This is a genomic window from Sulfitobacter sp. GN1-4 (assembly GCF_055693825.1).
This window is the reverse complement of the sequence record NZ_JBVFUQ010000003.1, coordinates 237,719-253,633: the sequence shown is the minus strand read 5'-3', so window position 1 is coordinate 253,633 and position 15,915 is coordinate 237,719. Positions and strand designations below refer to the sequence as shown.

General features: G+C 58.6%; 14 protein-coding genes and 1 pseudogene. 11 read left to right on the top strand and 4 right to left on the bottom strand.

The features are described 5' to 3' along the window. Positions 1-76 precede the first annotated feature (76 nt). Positions 77-1,672 (top strand): phosphoglycerate dehydrogenase, encoded by a 1,596-nt coding sequence (gene serA / locus ACZ1HM_RS01835; RefSeq protein ID WP_472740926.1) that lies wholly within the window; start codon positions 77-79, stop codon positions 1,670-1,672. Between the two features lie 70 nt (positions 1,673-1,742). Further along, the gene (locus ACZ1HM_RS01830; RefSeq protein ID WP_472740924.1) at positions 1,743-2,474 is read left to right on the top strand and encodes a metallophosphoesterase family protein; all 732 of its coding nucleotides are present in this window, start codon (positions 1,743-1,745) and stop codon (positions 2,472-2,474) included. 117 nt (positions 2,475-2,591) lie between these two features. Here ACZ1HM_RS01830 and ubiB read toward each other — a convergent pair whose 3' ends face one another. Together ubiB and ubiE are read right to left on the bottom strand one after the other, a co-directional pair. Further along, positions 2,592-4,124, bottom strand: a complete 1,533-nt coding sequence (gene ubiB, locus ACZ1HM_RS01825; RefSeq protein ID WP_472740922.1) for a 2-polyprenylphenol 6-hydroxylase — start codon at positions 4,122-4,124, stop codon at positions 2,592-2,594. A 3-nt stretch (positions 4,125-4,127) separates the two neighbouring features. Beyond that, the gene (gene ubiE, locus ACZ1HM_RS01820; protein ID WP_472740920.1) at positions 4,128-4,874 is read right to left on the bottom strand and encodes a bifunctional demethylmenaquinone methyltransferase/2-methoxy-6-polyprenyl-1,4-benzoquinol methylase UbiE; all 747 of its coding nucleotides are present in this window, start codon (positions 4,872-4,874) and stop codon (positions 4,128-4,130) included. A gap of 88 nt (positions 4,875-4,962) precedes the next feature. On the opposite strand from ubiE, the gene ACZ1HM_RS01815 reads away from it, so the two are divergent. The 3 genes from ACZ1HM_RS01815 to ACZ1HM_RS01805 all read left to right on the top strand — a co-directional run bounded on the left by ACZ1HM_RS01815 (position 4,963) and on the right by ACZ1HM_RS01805 (position 7,300). Next, positions 4,963-5,370, top strand: coding sequence for a hypothetical protein (locus ACZ1HM_RS01815; RefSeq protein ID WP_472740918.1), 408 nt, complete (start codon positions 4,963-4,965; stop codon positions 5,368-5,370). A gap of 237 nt (positions 5,371-5,607) precedes the next feature. After that, on the top strand, positions 5,608-6,459 hold the full coding sequence (gene mutM, locus ACZ1HM_RS01810; RefSeq protein ID WP_472740916.1) for a bifunctional DNA-formamidopyrimidine glycosylase/DNA-(apurinic or apyrimidinic site) lyase: 852 nt from the start codon (positions 5,608-5,610) through the stop codon (positions 6,457-6,459). A gap of 64 nt (positions 6,460-6,523) precedes the next feature. Continuing rightward, positions 6,524-7,300 carry an enoyl-CoA hydratase gene (locus tag ACZ1HM_RS01805; protein ID WP_472740914.1) on the top strand — a complete coding sequence of 259 codons (777 nt, stop codon included), beginning with the start codon at positions 6,524-6,526 and terminating at the stop codon, positions 7,298-7,300. Between the two features lie 65 nt (positions 7,301-7,365). Here the strand turns inward: ACZ1HM_RS01805 and ACZ1HM_RS01800 are convergent, their stop codons facing one another. Then, the gene (locus ACZ1HM_RS01800; RefSeq protein WP_472740913.1) at positions 7,366-8,343 is read right to left on the bottom strand and encodes an HpcH/HpaI aldolase/citrate lyase family protein; all 978 of its coding nucleotides are present in this window, start codon (positions 8,341-8,343) and stop codon (positions 7,366-7,368) included. A 104-nt stretch (positions 8,344-8,447) separates the two neighbouring features. Further along, positions 8,448-9,098: a response regulator transcription factor gene (locus ACZ1HM_RS01795; RefSeq protein WP_472740911.1), complete on the bottom strand. Its 651-nt coding sequence runs from the start codon at positions 9,096-9,098 to the stop codon at positions 8,448-8,450. A 197-nt stretch (positions 9,099-9,295) separates the two neighbouring features. On the opposite strand from ACZ1HM_RS01795, the gene ACZ1HM_RS01790 reads away from it, so the two are divergent. From ACZ1HM_RS01790 to rpsT, 6 genes and pseudogenes are all read left to right on the top strand, one after another. After that, complete coding sequence (locus ACZ1HM_RS01790; RefSeq protein WP_472740910.1) at positions 9,296-10,540, top strand: pyridoxal-phosphate-dependent aminotransferase family protein; 1,245 nt, start codon at positions 9,296-9,298, stop codon at positions 10,538-10,540. A 26-nt stretch (positions 10,541-10,566) separates the two neighbouring features. Beyond that, a complete protein-coding gene (locus ACZ1HM_RS01785; protein ID WP_472740908.1) occupies positions 10,567-11,763 on the top strand; it encodes a malate--CoA ligase subunit beta in 1,197 nt (398 codons plus the stop codon). Then, a complete protein-coding gene (gene sucD, locus ACZ1HM_RS01780; protein WP_472740906.1) occupies positions 11,760-12,638 on the top strand; it encodes a succinate--CoA ligase subunit alpha in 879 nt (292 codons plus the stop codon). The genes ACZ1HM_RS01785 and sucD overlap by 4 nt, the downstream gene beginning before the upstream one ends. Positions 12,639-12,649: 11 nt before the next feature. Then, a complete protein-coding gene (locus ACZ1HM_RS01775; protein WP_472740904.1) occupies positions 12,650-13,621 on the top strand; it encodes a 2-hydroxyacid dehydrogenase in 972 nt (323 codons plus the stop codon). A gap of 151 nt (positions 13,622-13,772) precedes the next feature. Then, a pseudogene (gene glyA, locus ACZ1HM_RS01770) lies at positions 13,773-15,065 on the top strand (serine hydroxymethyltransferase). A 193-nt stretch (positions 15,066-15,258) separates the two neighbouring features. Continuing rightward, on the top strand, positions 15,259-15,522 hold the full coding sequence (rpsT, locus tag ACZ1HM_RS01765; RefSeq protein ID WP_472740902.1) for a 30S ribosomal protein S20: 264 nt from the start codon (positions 15,259-15,261) through the stop codon (positions 15,520-15,522). The last annotated feature ends 393 nt before the right edge of the window (positions 15,523-15,915 follow it).

Below are 15,915 nucleotides of genomic sequence, written 5' to 3'. Positions count from 1 at the left end.
TGCGCACCCTTCCCACCCCACACCCGTAGGGTGCGCATTTACTGCGCACCGCTCCGATATCAAAAGGACCAAACCCATGGCCCCCAAAGTACTCATCTCCGACAAACTCAGCGATGCAGCTGTGCAGATCTTCAAAGACCGCGGCATTGACGTGGATTTCCAGCCCGACCTGGGCAAGGACAAAGACAAGTTGGCCGAAATCATTGGCAATTATGACGGGCTTGCCATCCGCTCTGCCACCAAGGTGACAGAAAAAATCCTCGCCGCGGCGGACAACCTCAAGGTCATTGGCCGTGCGGGCATCGGCACGGATAACATCGACAAGGAAAAAGCCTCCAAGAAGGGGGTGATCGTGATGAACACGCCTTTCGGCAACATGATCACCACCGCCGAGCACGCGATTGCGATGATGTTTGCCGTGGCGCGGCAAATCCCTGAGGCTTCTGCCTCCACCCATGCGGGCAAATGGGAAAAGTCCAAGTTCATGGGGGTGGAGCTGACCGGCAAGACCCTGGGCGTGATCGGCGCGGGCAACATCGGTGGCATCGTTTGTGATCGGGCGCGGGGGCTGAAAATGAAGGTCGTGGCCTATGATCCCTTCCTGGGCGAAGAAAAGGCCGAGAAGATGGGCGTTGAAAAGGTTGAGCTGGACGAACTGCTGGCGCGCGCTGATTTCATCACCCTGCATGTGCCCTTTACTGAGCAGACCGCAAACATCCTAAGCCGCGAAAACCTGGCCAAGACCAAGCAAGGCGTGCGCATCATCAACTGTGCCCGTGGCGGTCTGGTGGACGAAGAAGCGCTGGCTGAACTGCTGCAGTCTGGTCATGTCGCCGGGGCCGCCTTTGACGTCTTTAAGGTAGAGCCAGCAACAGAGAACCCGCTGTTCAACCTGCCCAACGTGGTCTGCACCCCGCACCTTGGGGCTGCGACAACTGAGGCGCAGGAAAACGTGGCGCTGCAGGTGGCCGAACAGATGTCAGACTATTTGCTGACAGGTGCCGTGACCAATGCGCTCAACATGCCTTCGGTCACCGCAGAAGAGGCCAAGGTCATGGGCCCTTGGGTTAAACTGGCCGGTCACTTGGGTGCGTTCATCGGTCAGATGACGGATGAACCGATCACCGCGATTAACATCCTTTATGACGGCACCGTGGCTGAAATGAACCTGGAGGCGCTGAATTGCGGCGTGGTTGCGGGCATCATGAAACGTGCCAACCCGGATGTGAACATGGTCTCTGCCCCCGTGGTGGCCCGCGAAAAGGGTATCCAGATCAGCACCACCAACCAGGACAAATCAGGCGTCTTTGACGGCTATATCAAAGTCACTGTTGTCACGGACAAGCGCGAACGCTCTGTCGCGGGCACGGTGTTTTCGGATGGCAAGCCGCGGTTTATCCAGATCAAGGGCATCAACATCGACGCCGAGATCGGCGATCACATGCTCTATACCACCAACGAAGACGTGCCGGGCATCATCGGTGCACTGGGTCAAACCATGGGCGAGAACGGCGTGAACATCGCGAACTTTACCCTGGGCCGTGCGACGGTAAAGGGCGAAGCGATCGCGCTGCTTTATGTGGATGAGCCGGTGCCCGCACCCGTGATCGAAAAACTGAATGGCACGGGCCTCTTTACCCAGGTCAAGCCCTTGCAATTCGACGTGGCCTGACCCGCGCCACCCTGTTAAACGAAGCGCGCCTGCCCCTCCGGGTCGGGCGCGTTTTTCATTGAGGCCCCTTATGACCAAACCGATTTATGCCATCGGAGATATTCACGGCCAATTGGCAGAGCTGCACCGCATTCTGGAGCTGATTGAAACGGACGGCGGCCCGGATGCAGAGGTGGTGTTTCTGGGTGATTACACCGACCGGGGCCCCGACAGCAAAGGCGTGCTGGATCTGTTGATTGCAGGCCAAAAGGCGGGGCGCAATTGGCATTTCATCAAGGGCAACCATGACCGGATGTTCTGCTGGTTCATGCAAGACTACCCTCGGCACGAAGCCTATCTGCCGGTTGAGCTAAGCTGGTTGCATCCGCGCCTGGGCGGCGACACGACGCTGGCCTCATATGGCGTGAATTTCACCCCACAAAGCCGCATGCTTATCGTGCATGCAGAGGCCCGCACAGCCGTCCCGCGTGCGCATATCGACTTTTTGGAAAACCTGCCGCTGACGCATGAAACGGACGATCTGTTCTTTGCCCACGCGGGCATCCGCGGGGGTGTAGCGCTGGCGGATCAAGATCCCGAAGATCTGCTTTGGATCCGCAAGGAATTCCACCAGGACACCCGCCGCCACCCAAAGATCATCGTGCATGGGCATACGCCGGTGGATCAGGCAACGCATTATGGCAACCGCATCAACCTCGACAGTGGTGCAGGCTATGGCAAACCACTGACGGTCGCGGTTTTTGAAGGGGCCGATTGTCATCTGCTGACGCCACAGGGCCGCGTTCCCCTAATCCCTACTTAAGGGTTAATGACCCCATCATCCTGTTGAAAAGACAGAAAAAGGCCGCTGTGTCCCCGCGGGGACAGGCTGTTGGTTGATCACTTCCTGCGCCAACCGCGTTCTGAGCCGCGCGCGGTGCTAGAGCAACAAGAACACCCCAACGGCGGCCCCGGCCCCCACAAGCGCACCCACGCCTCCGGCCAATATGTACCAGCGTTTCTTCGGACCCCGGTCCGGCTGTGGCGGGTTCGCCTGCGCCATCAATGCGCCTTCCACCAGATCCGGCAGGCGCGGGCCAAAGCGGCTCAGCACCAGCGCGGTCTGGGTCAAATCCTTGACCACAGCACGCGGTCCGATGGATTTGGTGATATAAGAGCTGACGATGGGGCTGGCGATTTCCCAGATGTTCATATGCGGGTTCAGTGACCGCGCGACCCCTTCAACCACCACCATGGTGCGTTGCAGCAAGATCAGTTCGGTGCGTGTCTCCATCCCGAACCGTTCTGTCACCTCAAAAAGATAGGCCAAAAGCCGTGCCATTGAGATGCGCGTGGCGTCCATGCCAAAGATCGGCTCACCCACCGCACGCAGGGCGCGGGCAAACTCATCCACGTCTTTATCCGCAGGGACATAGCCCGCTTCAAAATGAACCTTGGCGACGCGTTTGTAGTCTTTACGGATAAACCCATAGAGGATCTCGGCGTAGACCCGGCGGGTGTATTCATCAATGTAGCCCATGATGCCAAAGTCATAGGCGATGATGTCCCCGTTGGGCGCGACCTTTAGGTTGCCCTGGTGCATGTCCGCATGAAAATAGCCATCGCGCAGCGCGTGGTTGAGGAAAAGCTGTAGCACCCGGTTGCCCAACGCCACACGGTCATGGCCAGCCGCATCCAACGCGTCATTGTCCCCAAGGGGCGCGCCGTCGGCCCAACCCAGGGTCATCACCCGACGTGAGGAATAGGCCCACTTGATCTCGGGCAGCTGAAAGCCTGCGTCATCTTTGGTGTTGGCCGCAAATTCAGACGCGGCTGAGCTTTCCAGCCGCAGATCCAGCTCTCCTCGGACCACGCCATCGAAGTGCTCAATCACATCCATGGGGCGCAACCGGCGCGCACTGGGGGAGCCAAGTTCGATGATCCGGGCGGCCAAATAAAAGGCGTCAACGTCTTTGCGGAACGCGCGTTCTACATTGGGGCGCAGGACTTTGACCGCGACCTCTTCGCCGGTCTCAGCCAAGGTGGCCTTGTGCACCTGAGCGATGGAGGCTGCGGCAACCGGCGCGCTGAAATGCGAAAACATCTCATCCACCGGATGGCCCAACTCGCGTTCAACCTCGGCTTTGGCCTCTTCAATGCTGAACGGCGGCAGCTTGTCTTGCAGCACGCGCAGTTGCACCGCCAGTTCATCCCCGACCACATCCGGGCGGGTCGAAAGCACCTGACCAAACTTGATATAAGCAGGCCCCAGCGCCGTCAGTGCCCGCGTGAGCGGCGGCATGGCGGGATCGCCTTTGTAGCCCAGCCACCGAAACGGCAGGCCCAGCGTGCGGGCCAGAAAGCGCAGTATCGGCGGGGCCTCAAAAGCATCGAGGACCACCCCCATGGCACCTGTCCGCTCCAACGTGGCACCGGTGCGCACCAGGCGCCATATGTTGTGCGGACCGCGCATGAGCTAGAGCTTCCACCCCGAATGCAGACACGCCACACCCATTGTCAGGTTGCGGTACTTGGCCTGTTCAAATCCGGCCTGTTTCACCATCCCCAGGAAGGTTTCTTGATCTGGGAAATTACGAATGGATTCAACAAGGTACTGATAGCTATCGCGATCATTTGCAATCATCTGGCCCATACGTGGGATCACGTTAAAGCTGTAAAGGTCATAGGCCTTTTGCATCATCGGGTTGGGCAGTTGGCTGAACTCCAGCACCATCAGACGGCCACCGGGGCGCAGCACGCGAAACGCTTCATTCAGGGCCTCTTGGGGGCGGGTCACGTTCCGGATGCCAAAGCTGATCGTGTAGACGTCAAAAGTGTTGTCTTCAAAGGGCAGCGCCATCGCATCGCCCACAACCCAATCCAGGCTATCGGCAAGCTGCGCCGCCTCGGCGCGTTTGCGTCCCTCTACAAGCATCCCTTCGGTCAGGTCGCAGACCGTTGCATGGCCAAAGCCCGCACGTTTGAGAAATTTGAATGACACATCGCCCGTGCCGCCCGCCACATCCAGCAGCTTTTGACCGCCGCGCGGGGCCAGCCAATCCATCATCGCCTCTTTCCAAATGCGGTGGATGCCCACGCTCATCACGTCGTTCATGATGTCATATTTATTGGCGACCCCATCAAAGAGATCTTGCACCATGCCGGCCTTGTCCGCTTCTGGCACGGTTTGCGCACCGAAATGTGTCGTTTTATCCGCCGTCATACCACGATCCTGCCTTAAGAACGTCCATGTGGGGTTATACCGATGTTCGACAAGAGACAAATCCTCATTCTGACGCAGGGGTTTCCACATGAACTTGATACTGTTGGCCGTCGCGATTGGCCTTAGCTTTGCGCTGTTATTGGTCATTGGCCTTTTTCTTTTTGAACTGCGCCGCCGCAAGAAACGATCCGAGCCCAGCGCCAATGCGCCGGGGAAATTGTCACTGGCGGCTGTGGGGCTGAACGCAGAGCCTGAGATGTCTTTGAACACCGTTGTCATGCGGCCCACGCTGGGGCTGCGGATTTTTAGCCTTGGCTTTGGCGCGGCGGTGATGCTGATGACCTGGGGGCCGTTTTCAGGGCAAGGCGGTTTGGACCCAGTCAGCGCGCTGATGATCACTGTGGTGGTGTTTTATGCCACCTTGATGATCGCCAATTACGAGGCGCGCTATGACGATGAGGGGCTGACGGCCCCGGATTACTTTTTCCGCGACTAGACCTATGACTGGACAGACTATCAAGGGATCAGCGCGGATGGGCAATTTGTCTATCGGATGCGCTTTGGGAATGAAAAGCCGGTGTTTATGCAAAAATACCTGGTTGGCATGCCCACCTTCCTGCGGTTTCTCAAAGATGTTGAGGCGATGAACCAAAGGGCCTAAGTCTCAGGTCTGTTGGTCCTGGCAAAGGCGGTGTGCCTTTCTTGCTGTGGGCGATCCCAGTGAGAGAGTGCGATGCCCGAATTGCCCGAAGTGGAAACCGTGATGCGTGGGCTGATGCCTGCGATGCAGGGCGCGGTGATTGCGCAAGCAGACGTTAACCGCCCCGATCTGCGGTGGCCCTTTCCGCCCCGCATGGCTGAGCGGCTGACCGGCCAGAAGGTGCTGCAGATGCGGCGCCGGTCCAAGTACATTCTGGCAGATCTAGCGTCAGGGGAATCACTGCTTGTGCACCTGGGCATGTCGGGGCGGATGCTGATTTCAGGCGATCCGCTGGGGCAATTTGTGCATGATCACCCAGCCCCTGAAAAGCACGATCATGTGGTGTTTCACATGTCCAACGGCGCACGGATCACCTTTAATGACCCGCGCCGCTTTGGTGCGATGGATTTGCTGGATACGGCGACTGCGGACCAGCACAAGCTTTTGGCCAGCATTGGCCCTGAACCTTTGGGCAATGATTTTCACGAGGCGCATTTGGTGGCCGCGTTGGACGGGCGCAACACACCCATTAAATCCGCCCTTCTGGATCAGCGCATCGTTGCGGGGTTGGGAAATATCTATGTCTGTGAAGCGCTTTACCGGGCAGGCATCCACCCCAAGCGCAAGGCCGGGCGCATCTCTGAGGCGCGGGTGGCAGGGCTGGTGCCGATCATCCGGCAGGTGCTGGCAGAGGCGATTGAGGCGGGCGGATCATCGTTACGCGATTTCCGGCAGGCGGATGGGGAGCTGGGGTATTTTCAGCACCGCTTTGACGTTTATGGCCGCGAAGGAGAGGCCTGCAGAAGCCCCGAATGCCCCGCGTCAATCTCTCGGATCGTGCAATCGGGACGCTCATCTTTCTATTGCAGTCAATGCCAAAGATAGCTTGAAACACCTTCTGCCCATGGTATGCACCTAGGCCTGTGCGAAACAAACGAGAGCATCCTGGATGGCTTACGAGACGATCACGCTGGACGTTGATAACCATGTGGCCCTGGTCACGCTGAACCGGCCCGACGCGCTGAATGCGCTGAATGCTGAGTTGATGGGGGAATTGGCGGACGCGCTGAAAGGGTGCCAAGACAACGACAAGGTGCGCTGCATCGTCATCACCGGCTCAGACAAGGCGTTTGCCGCCGGGGCCGATATTGCCATGATGAAGGACAAAAGCTTTGTCGATGTCTTCTCTGGCGATTTGTTCACCCCTGAGACGGATCAGATCATGCGCGTGCGCAAGCCGATCATTGCGGCGGTGTCGGGCTATGCCCTGGGCGGCGGCTGCGAATTGGCGATGATGTGTGATTTCATCATTTGCTCTGAGACGGCAAAGTTTGGCCAACCAGAGATCAACCTTGGTGTGGTCGCTGGCATTGGCGGTACCCAGCGTTTGACGCGTTTGGTGGGTAAGTCCAAAGCGATGGACATGAACCTGACGGGCCGCTTTATGGACGCCGAGGAAGCGGAGCGTGCGGGGCTGGTCAGCCGCGTTGTACCGGTCAAGAAGCTGATGGATGAAACCATGGGTGCCGCGCAAAAGATCGCAGAGAAATCAATGGTTTCCGTGATGGTCGTGAAAGAGGCGGTGAACCGCGCCTATGAGGTGCCGCTGCGCGAAGGTCTGCTGTTTGAACGGCGGGTGTTCCATTCTCTTTTCGCGACTGAGGATCAAAAAGAAGGCATGTCTGCCTTCCTTGAAAAGCGCGAAGCGCAGTTCCGAGATAAGTGATCCTGTCCTAACAGAGCAAAGCCTGCAGGGGTGGGCGCGGACATGTGCCCGCGCCCTTTTTTGTTTTAGCCGGCCGCGATCTGCTTGGCCTTTTCAACCAGCACTTCGGCCTGGCGGATTGACGCGTAATCAATCAAGCGACCATCGAGGGACACGGCCCCTTTGCCTGCGGCCTCCGCCTCGGCCATGGCTTCCAGAATGCGGTTGGCTTTAGTGATTTCCGCCTCTGAAGGGCTCATCACCTCGTTGGCCAGGGCAATCTGGCTGGGGTGGATGGCCCATTTGCCTTCGCATCCCAACACAGCAGCGCGGTAGGCGGCGGCTTTGTAGCCTTCGGGATCAGAGAAATCGCCAAACGGCCCATCGATCGGGCGCAGTCCGTTGGCGCGGGCGGCCACGACCATATTGGCGATGGCAGAATGCCACATATCGCCCCAATGCACCTGGCGGCCACCGTCATCATCAGGGTCCGTCAGGACCGAATAATGGGGGTTCACACCGCCGATGACTGTGGTGCGGGCGCGCATGCTCGCGGCATAGTCTGCAACCCCGAAATGAAGGCTCTCATTCCGCTTGGAAGCGGCGGCAATTTCGTTGACGTTTTGCATGCCCAAAGCGGTCTCAATGATGTGCTCAAAACCGATGCGATTTTTGTAGCCTTTTGCATCCTCAATCTGGGTCACCATCATGTCCACCGCATAGACATCCGCGGCGGTGCCAACCTTGGGGATCATGATCAGATCCAGCCGCTCGCCTGCCTGTTCTACGACATCAACGACGTCGCGATACATGTAATGCGTGTCCAACCCGTTGATTCGAACCGACATGGATTTGGTGCCCCAGTCGATCTCATTCAGGGCCTTGATGATGTTCTTGCGTGCCTGTTCTTTCTCATCCGGGGCCACGGCATCTTCAAGGTCAAGGAAGATGACGTCGACATCAGATTGCGCTGCTTTTTCAAACATTTGCGGCTGACTGCCTGGGACGGCCAATTCGCTGCGGTTCAGGCGGCCTGGGGCTTGTTCGACGGGGTGAAAACTCATGTTGGGAGATCCTTGCGCTTGCAGAGTTACAGTGGGCGCAAGACAAAGAGAGTAATTTTATTACTGTCAAGCAGGTATTTTTGAACAATTTGGAAAGGGTGATTTCATCCCTCGCCTGGCGCGGCCTGATCCAGACGCGACGAAAAGTAAAACGCAACCGCCTGCGTGCGGCTGGTCACAGAGAGCTTTTCGTAGAGGTTTGAGAGGTGGAATTTGACGGTGTTGGCAGAGATCTCAAACTCCGCCGCGAGCTGCCTGTTGCTGAGCCCCCGAGACAGCGCCTCAAGCAGGGCGCGTTCGCGTTTGGTGAGCTGGTGAATGGGGTCGGTTTGCAGCGCCCGCACATCGAGGAACGGAAACACCATCTGGCCCGCCGCCACCGCCGCGCTGGTGTCGAGAAGCCCCTCCACCGGACCGTTGCGCGGGGTAAAACCGGCAGCCCCTGCGGCCAGCGCTTGCCGCGGCAGATCTCCGGCGTCATCGCCGTAGACCAGGATGCGCGGCGCGTTGGCCTGATCGCGCAGCACCTCAATGAGCCGCTGACCGCCCAGCGCAGGCAGGTTCCAATCAATGATCCCGATCTGCACGGGCACCCGGATCACCGTTCCCAGAAAGTCTTCGGCGGTCGCAGCCGTGGCCACGAGAGAGAATCGCGGATCGCGGTCAAAAATTTCGGACATCGCTGAAAGAACCAGCATGTTGCTGTCCGCGAGCGCGACAGAGATCGGGTTGCTCGGACGGCTAGACGGTTGCATTTATTGCCCTTTTCGCAAAAACCTACCCATTTGGGCGGGCACTATTTCGGTATACCGTGGCATATTTACCTAAATGGGCGGGCAAAAACCTACCCAAATATATACCCAAAAGCAGGAGTAACCGACGTTGCGTCAATCGGCAAAGAAATATTTTCTCTGCCCAACAATTAATCTCTCGAAAGAAATAGGCGGTTCTTATGACTCAGACGGTTCCCTTTCCAGCGCTTGAAATCCCCAACACCTTGGCCGCTGGGCCCGGCCCGGGCAATACCGACGCCCGCGTGCTGCAGGCCTTTGCCGGTGCCGGGTTGGCCGATCACATGCATGCGGACGTGCTGCGCGGGATGATTGAGTGCAAGCACATGCTGCGCACGTTCATGGGCACCAAGAACGTTTATACCTTTGGCGTGGCCGGCACCGGGTGGAGCGGTTTGGACACGATGATGTCTGCGGTCATGCCCGGCGACACGGTGGTGGCTTTTGCAAACGGCACGTTCTCCGGCATTGATGCGCTGACGCTTCGGATGAAGGCCGCAACCCGCGAAGAGCTGGCCGCCGACAGCCTGAACCCAATGCCAGCAAGTGTCACCGTCATCGAAGTGCCCCACGGCGTTTCCGTGACCGAAGAGGTGATCGAAGCCGCGCTGGCCGAGCATAAACCAAAGTGGGCGTTCATGGCCCATTGGGAAACAGGCTCTGGCCGGATCAACGATCTTAAGGGTTTTTCAGACGCCTGTTTGCGCCACGACGCGATGGGCCTGGTGGATGCGGTATCTTCCTTGGGTGTCGAGGATTTCGCACTGGATGATTATCCGGGTGTGGCGGGCTGGGCATCTTGCCCGCAGAAGGGCCTGTTGTGCCTGCCACTGACCTATGCACCGGTCAGCTTTTCGGACCGCTACATTGAAACGCTGCGCGCGAACGGCGCCTACACCTATTCCAACCATCCGATCATGGAAGCCCGGCACTGGGGCATCGTGGATGGCCAGGATGTGGAGAAAGGCAGCTATCACCGCACACATTCCGCTTATGCGGTGGCCGCGTTCCATGAAGCACTTCGGATCAACCTTGCCGACGGCCTTGCCCAGCGCGCGCAGGAATACGTGTTCCACGAACAGGCGTTGCGCGATGCGGTCACGGCGATGGGCTGTGAGGTTACATCAAACATGACCAGCCTTGTGGTGCTGAACCTGCCAAAGGCGTTTGCCGGGCGTGAGGCGGAGCTGGTGCAAAACTGCCGGGCGCAGGGCTTTGGCATTTGGCCCACGTTGTCGGCGCCGGTTCAGGTACGCATCGGCATTTTGAACCTGCTGAGCCGTGCAGCGATCACCGAAATTGTGACGAAATTCGCCCAAGCGCTAAATGATCTGGGGGCAGAGGTGGATATCGACACCATTCTGGCCGGCCTCGACGCGCATTACCAAGCCCGCATCGCGGCATAAGGCGACATAAGGAGGAGGACGACGATATGGACATCCATGAATATCAAGCCAAAGAGGTGCTGGGCAACTTTGGCGTCTCCGTTCCAACTGGTGCCTTGGCCTATAGCCCCGAGCAAGCGGCCTACCGCGCGCGGGAAATGGGGGGCGATAAATGGGTTGTGAAGGCTCAGGTCCATGCTGGGGGCCGGGGCAAAGCCGGAGGCGTCAAGCTGTGCGGGACGGATCATGAGATCCAGGAGGCCTGCGAAGAGATGTTTGGCAAAAAGCTCGTCACACATCAGACCGGGCCCGAAGGCAAAGGCATCTACCGCGTCTATGTCGAAGCGGCTGTGCCGATTGACCGCGAAATCTATCTTGGGTTCGTGCTGGACCGGACCAGCCAACGGATCATGATCGTGGCCTCCGCCGAAGGTGGCATGGAGATCGAAGAGATCTCTGAGACCAGACCAGAAAGCATTGTACGCTCCACAGTAGAGCCTGCAGTAGGTCTGCGCGATTTCCAGGCCCGCGAGATTGCGTTCAAACTGGGGATTGAGCCAAGCCTGACGCAGGCAATGGTGCACACGCTGCAAGGATGCTACCGCGCGTTCCGCGAGCTGGATGCAACAATGGTTGAGATCAACCCGCTGGTGATCACCCATGACAAACGCGTGCTGGCGCTGGATGCGAAGATGACCTTCGACGACAACGCGCTGTTCCGCCATCCGCAGATCAGTGAGCTGCGCGACAAAAGCCAGGAAGACCCCCGCGAAAGCCGCGCGGCGGATCGAGGTCTGTCGTATGTGGGCCTTGATGGGAACATCGGCTGCATTGTGAACGGTGCCGGTTTGGCGATGGCCACGATGGACACCATCAAGCTGGCGGGCGGCGAACCTGCGAACTTTCTTGACATTGGTGGCGGTGCCACGCCTGAGCGTGTGGCCAAGGCATTCCGTTTGGTGATGTCGGATCAGAATGTGCAGGCCGTCTTGGTCAACATCTTTGCGGGCATCAACCGGTGTGACTGGGTCGCCGAAGGCGTGGTGCAAGCGCTGCGCGAGGTGCAGGTAGATGTGCCCGTCATCGTCCGGCTGGCCGGCACCAATGTAGAAGAGGGGCAAAAGATCCTGGCCAAAAGCGGCCTGCCGATCATCCGTGCCTCTACCCTGATGGAGGCGGCGGAACGCTCCGTTGCTGCTTGGAAAAGCGACAATTCCTTAAACTTGAAGGTAGTATCGGCATGAGCATTCTTCTTGACCGCGAAACACGTGTCATCGTCCAGGGGATCACCGGACGCATGGCGCAGTTCCACACCAAAGACATGCTGGAGTATGGCACCAATGTTGTTGGCGGCGTTGTCCCCGGCAAGGCGGGCGAAACCGTGCATGGTGTGCCCGTCTTTGACACCGTGAAAGAAGCGGTGGCCGAAACCCAGGCCGAGGCGAGCCTTGTGTTTGTGCCGCCGCCTTTTGCCGCCGACAGTATCATGGAGGCCGCGGACGCGGGCATTAAATACTGTGTCTGCATCACTGATGGCATCCCCGCCCAGGATATGATCCAGGTGAAACGCTATATGATGCGCTATCCACGTGAAAAACGGATGGTGCTGACCGGGCCAAACTGTGCGGGCACGATTTCTCCGGGCAAGGCGCTGTTGGGGATCATGCCGGGGCATATCTATCTGCCTGGCAACGTCGGCATCGTCGGCAGATCCGGCACCTTGGGGTATGAGGCCGCAGCACAGCTGAAGGAACGCGGGATTGGCGTGTCCACCAGCGTGGGCATTGGCGGCGATCCTATCAACGGATCCTCTTTCAAGGACATCCTGCAGCGGTTTGAGGATGATGAGGACACCCATGTCATCGCCATGATCGGTGAGATCGGTGGCCCACAAGAAGCGGAAGCGGCTGAATACATCCAAGAGCACATCACAAAACCTGTTGTGGCTTACGTGGCCGGTCTGACCGCGCCAAAGGGCCGGACAATGGGCCATGCGGGTGCGATCATTTCAGCCTTCGGCGAAAGCGCGTCTGAGAAGGTTGAGATCTTGTCCGCTGCGGGTGTGACCGTGGCCGAAAACCCCGCCGTGATCGGCGAGACCATTGCGAGCGTGATGTGAGGGAGATGGGTATGAACAAGCCAAAGGTTCTTGTGACCCGCCGGTGGCCCGCCGCTGTTGAGGCAAAGCTGGCCGATCAGTTCAATGTGGTGCTGTCCAATAATGATGTGCCGTTGCGCCCCTGTGAATTCCGCCAGGCGTTCAAAGACTTTGACGCGGTTCTGCCGACGGTCACCGACAAGATCGGGCCGGATGCGATGGAGCTGACGCGCCCGCGCACCAAGCTGCTGGCGAACTACGGCGTTGGGTTCAACCACATCGACATTCCAAGTGCAGATGCGCTTGGCATGGTGGTGACAAACACGCCGGATGTTTTGTCAGAATGCACCGCTGATCTGGCGATGACGCTGATGCTGATGGCGGCACGACGCGCCAGCGAAGGCGAACGTGAGGTGCGCGCAGGTCGCTGGGACGGCTGGCGGCCCACGCATCTGGTGGGCACAAAGGTGTCTGGCAAAACCCTGGGCATCGTGGGCTTTGGCCGCATCGGTCAGGAAATGGCGCGCCGGGCGCATCATGGGTTTGGCATGGACATTGTGGTGCACAACCGCAGCCGCGTCGCACCCGAGGTGCTGGCACAATATAATGCCGTCCAAGCGGATGATCTGGATGATCTGCTGCCGCGCTGCGATTTTGTATCACTGCATTGCCCCGGCGGGGCGGAAAACCGGCACCTTATTAACTCGCGTCGTTTGGACCTGATGCGCCCTGGCGCATTCTTGATCAACACCGCCCGCGGCGAGGTGATCAACGAGCATGATCTGGTGCAGGCACTGGCCTTTGAAACGATCGGTGGTGCGGCGCTTGATGTCTTTGATGGAGAGCCCAAGATTTCCAAAGATCTTCTCGACAGTGACCGGCTGGTCATGCTGCCCCACCTGGGCAGCGCCACGGCTGAAGCCCGTGAGGCAATGGGGTTCCGGGCGCTTGAAAACCTCGAAGCGTTCTTTGACGGGCAAACGCCGCCCGACCGCGTGAACTAAGCGCGGGGTCCTCCGCTTTTTCATCCCTTTGGCCGTCCATCATCATGGGCGGCCTTTTGCAGGGCACCATCCGCCCGCCTTACACACACTATATATTACACAAGCCGTTCGTCGCCCTGCGGCTGAGCGGCCTTACAGGAAAGAGACACCTATGAATGCCATCGACCATCGTCCGTTTTTTCACCAGTCCCTTGCCAGCCTGGACCCTCAGATCCACGAGGCCATCCAGAATGAGCTGGGCCGCCAGCGCGATGAGATTGAGCTGATCGCGTCAGAGAACATCGTCTCAGCCGCTGTGATGGAAGCGCAGGGCTCAGTGATGACCAACAAATACGCCGAAGGCTACCCGGGCCGTCGCTATTATGGGGGCTGTGCTTATGTGGATGTCGCCGAGAACCTGGCGATTGAGCGGGCAACCCAGCTTTTTGGCTGTGGCTTTGCCAATGTGCAGCCAAACTCCGGCTCTCAAGCGAACCAGGGCGTGTTCCAGGCGCTGTTGCAACCCGGTGATACGATCCTGGGGATGAACCTGGCCTCTGGCGGGCACCTGACACATGGGGCCGCGCCGAACCAGTCGGGCAAGTGGTTCAATGCCGTGCAATATGGTGTGCGCGAAGACGACAACCTGATCGATTATGATCAGGTGCAGGCGCTGGCCGAGGAACATCAGCCTAAGCTGATCATCGCGGGCGGCTCTGCGATCCCGCGCCAGATTGATTTCGCGCGCTTCCGCGAGATTGCCGACAGCGTTGGGGCCTATCTGCACGTCGACATGGCACATTTCGCGGGCCTGGTGGCGGCGGGTGAGCATCCTTCCCCTTTCCCGCATGCGGATGTGGCCACGACCACGACGCACAAGACCCTGCGTGGCCCGCGCGGCGGCATGATCCTGACAAATGACGAAGCGATGGCCAAGAAATTCAACTCTGCTATTTTCCCCGGCATTCAGGGCGGTCCGCTGATGCATGTGATCGCGGCCAAGGCCGTGGCCTTTGGCGAGGCGCTGCAGCCTGAGTTCAAGACATATATAAAGCAGGTGCGCACGAATGCGGCTGCCCTGGCAGATCAGCTGATCAAGGGGGGCTGGATATTGTCACCGGCGGCACCGACACCCATGTGATGCTGGTCGATCTGCGCCCCAAGGGCGTGACCGGCAACATCACCGATGCCGCGTTGGGCCGGGCGCATATCACCTGCAACAAGAACGGCATCCCCTTTGATCCAGAAAAGCCTACAGTAACCTCGGGCATCCGCACTGGGATCACCCGCGGCGACAACCCGCGGCTTTGGTGAGGATGAGTTCCGCCAGATCGGCGATTGGATCGTTGAAGTGGTCGACGGCTTGGCCGCCAATGGCCCGGACGGCAACGCAGAGGTAGAAGCGAAAGTGGCCAAAGAAGTGGTCGCACTCTGCCAGCGCTTCCCGATCTACGCGGCGATCTAGGCCTCTCAAGGACCAATGAGAACACGGGGGGGCGGTTGCATTCCCTTTACAACCGCCCCCCAGGACCGCTATAGGCCCGGTCAGACATGCGCGTGCAGCCCGCTCAGGCTAGAATCACCTCACCGGGTACTCCGGCATGGGTTTGGCAATACGTGCGTTAGATATTGAACTCAGACCCCGAAGGTAGATCCTCATGGCAAATACACCACAGTCCAAGAAGCGCGCCCGTCAGAACGAAAAGCGCTTCCAAGTTAACAAAGCACGTCGTTCACGGATTCGGACGCATCTGCGCAAGGTGGAAGAAGCGATCGCTTCTGGCGACAAAACCGCTGCCGCTGAAGCGCTGAAAATCGCACAGCCTGAGCTGATGCGCGGCGTCACCAAGGGCGTTTTCCACAAAAATACAGCCGCTCGGAAAATGTCACGTTTGTCCGCGCGTGTGAAAGCGCTGGGTTGACTTTCGACTTCCCTTAAAACGGGAATCGCGTAATTGATTGAAAAAAAAGGCGTCGTTCTGCGGCGCCTTTTTCTTTGCATCTGCAGCAAATTTGGCAGGAGAGATTCTTTTTCCGCAAACCCTGAGTCAAGTTTGAAGATGTGTTGAAGCGACCCCTTCGAAGTTGCTACCAACGTCAGGCGAGGAATCTCGCAGGGGGGACAGGCTTTAAGAATCGGAAGCGCATGTGCGGCGCTAAACCGATAAAAATAAGGGCCATCGCTACGCCGTAGTTGAAACGGTGGGATGATCTGCAAATGCCGCTGTCGTGCATTTGCCCTGTCACATCATGAGTAGGCGGACCTCTCCGCCCAGCGCGACACTCCTTTGGTGGGGAGCGTTTCGTTGTTCGGT

What these genes read in the sequence shown, in the direction of transcription:
- serA (WP_472740926.1), top strand. Translation starts at nt 77, where the DNA reads ATGGCCCCCAAAGTACTCATCTCCGACAAACTCAGCGATGCAGCTGTG.
- ACZ1HM_RS01830 (WP_472740924.1), top strand. Translation starts at nt 1,743, where the DNA reads ATGACCAAACCGATTTATGCCATCGGAGATATTCACGGCCAATTGGCA.
- ubiB (WP_472740922.1), bottom strand. Translation starts at nt 4,124, where the DNA reads ATGCGCGGTCCGCACAACATATGGCGCCTGGTGCGCACCGGTGCCACG.
- ubiE (WP_472740920.1), bottom strand. Translation starts at nt 4,874, where the DNA reads ATGACGGCGGATAAAACGACACATTTCGGTGCGCAAACCGTGCCAGAA.
- ACZ1HM_RS01815 (WP_472740918.1), top strand. Translation starts at nt 4,963, where the DNA reads ATGAACTTGATACTGTTGGCCGTCGCGATTGGCCTTAGCTTTGCGCTG.
- mutM (WP_472740916.1), top strand. Translation starts at nt 5,608, where the DNA reads ATGCCCGAATTGCCCGAAGTGGAAACCGTGATGCGTGGGCTGATGCCT.
- ACZ1HM_RS01805 (WP_472740914.1), top strand. Translation starts at nt 6,524, where the DNA reads ATGGCTTACGAGACGATCACGCTGGACGTTGATAACCATGTGGCCCTG.
- ACZ1HM_RS01800 (WP_472740913.1), bottom strand. Translation starts at nt 8,343, where the DNA reads ATGAGTTTTCACCCCGTCGAACAAGCCCCAGGCCGCCTGAACCGCAGC.
- ACZ1HM_RS01795 (WP_472740911.1), bottom strand. Translation starts at nt 9,098, where the DNA reads ATGCAACCGTCTAGCCGTCCGAGCAACCCGATCTCTGTCGCGCTCGCG.
- ACZ1HM_RS01790 (WP_472740910.1), top strand. Translation starts at nt 9,296, where the DNA reads ATGACTCAGACGGTTCCCTTTCCAGCGCTTGAAATCCCCAACACCTTG.
- ACZ1HM_RS01785 (WP_472740908.1), top strand. Translation starts at nt 10,567, where the DNA reads ATGGACATCCATGAATATCAAGCCAAAGAGGTGCTGGGCAACTTTGGC.
- sucD (WP_472740906.1), top strand. Translation starts at nt 11,760, where the DNA reads ATGAGCATTCTTCTTGACCGCGAAACACGTGTCATCGTCCAGGGGATC.
- ACZ1HM_RS01775 (WP_472740904.1), top strand. Translation starts at nt 12,650, where the DNA reads ATGAACAAGCCAAAGGTTCTTGTGACCCGCCGGTGGCCCGCCGCTGTT.
- rpsT (WP_472740902.1), top strand. Translation starts at nt 15,259, where the DNA reads ATGGCAAATACACCACAGTCCAAGAAGCGCGCCCGTCAGAACGAAAAG.